A 955-nucleotide genomic window follows, 5' to 3' on the forward strand; every position below is an offset into this window, starting at 1 on the left:
AGCATCAATCTGTTGCAGGCCATCGCTGCCGCACGCCGGCCCAAATAGGCTTATATCAAATCCGCCAGCAATCGGCGCCAACCGAGGCGTGGACTACCGAGATCAAAGGGACGGATGCGGAGGGCAAGCGTGTCGAGGACAACGCGTGAACAGTCGCTCCCGATTTATTCCTGGCCTTTTCTGTACTCAATCTCTGAAACCACCCACCCTGCCGGTTGCCGCCACCGATGCACATGCCAGCGTGCCAATGCGCACGACCCAGTGCGCTGGTGTAGCGAAGCTTGCGCAGCTACCGCGTGCTCATGCACCGCAGCCTAAGCCTCATGCTAATCACCCAGCCGGTTGAGTGCAGTAGGTACAAACGTCCGCTTGTAGAATGTCCTTCTTGCCTATTAATGCAGACGCTCTACCTCGTCCCGATGATTTGGGCTCCCGCTGGAAGGTTCTACGATGCCGGCGAAGTCGCCAATCCACCGCCGATGCACGACCCGGTCATTCTGCGGCTGGTCAAAGAAACGGGGATCACCGTCGAACAGGCGCGCGATCTCATCAACCTATTGGGCAACCTCAACTGGAACTCGCTCTTGCGAGAAGGCGATAGGCACTCAGTCACGGATATTGAAATATTGAAAGCGCCACAAAATCCGCTAGTCTTAACTGCGGTCGCCTCTGCTTGCCACGAGGTGACTACCTAGCCTAACCCCGCTCCGGCCAAAGCGTCCCCCCGCCCTCGCCCCAACGCCGGAGCGGGGCTTTGGTCATCCCCGGCCTTGTCAGGCGCACGGTTGTCCTTGCCACGATGGCCAGTAGCCACGGTGTCGGTGCGGTACTTCATTGTCGCTCAACGTCGCCGCATGTCCCTTCAAAGCAACGCGCTTGCTCACTGGATGACCTTCACGATCCTGCGTGTGCCTGGATCGACCAGGACGGTCTGGTTGTCGACGACGACGTAGCG

General features: G+C 59.1%; 2 protein-coding genes. One reads left to right on the forward strand and one right to left on the reverse strand.

Going from position 1 to position 955, the window contains the following annotated elements; all coding sequences use genetic code 11:
• Window positions 1-395 precede the first annotated feature (395 nt).
• Complete coding sequence (locus tag NKH90_RS34585) at window positions 396-695, forward strand: hypothetical protein (protein ID WP_352823801.1); 300 nt, start codon at window positions 396-398, stop codon at window positions 693-695.
• Window positions 696-880: 185 nt separating this feature from the next.
• Here the strand turns inward: NKH90_RS34585 and NKH90_RS34590 are convergent.
• Window positions 881-955, reverse strand: a 75-nt coding sequence (locus NKH90_RS34590) for a DUF1236 domain-containing protein (RefSeq protein WP_352823804.1), incomplete at its 5' end; no start/stop codon positions are given.

This window comes from Mesorhizobium sp. M0898 (assembly GCF_040319695.1).
Taxonomy (GTDB): Bacteria; Pseudomonadota; Alphaproteobacteria; order Rhizobiales; family Rhizobiaceae; genus Mesorhizobium.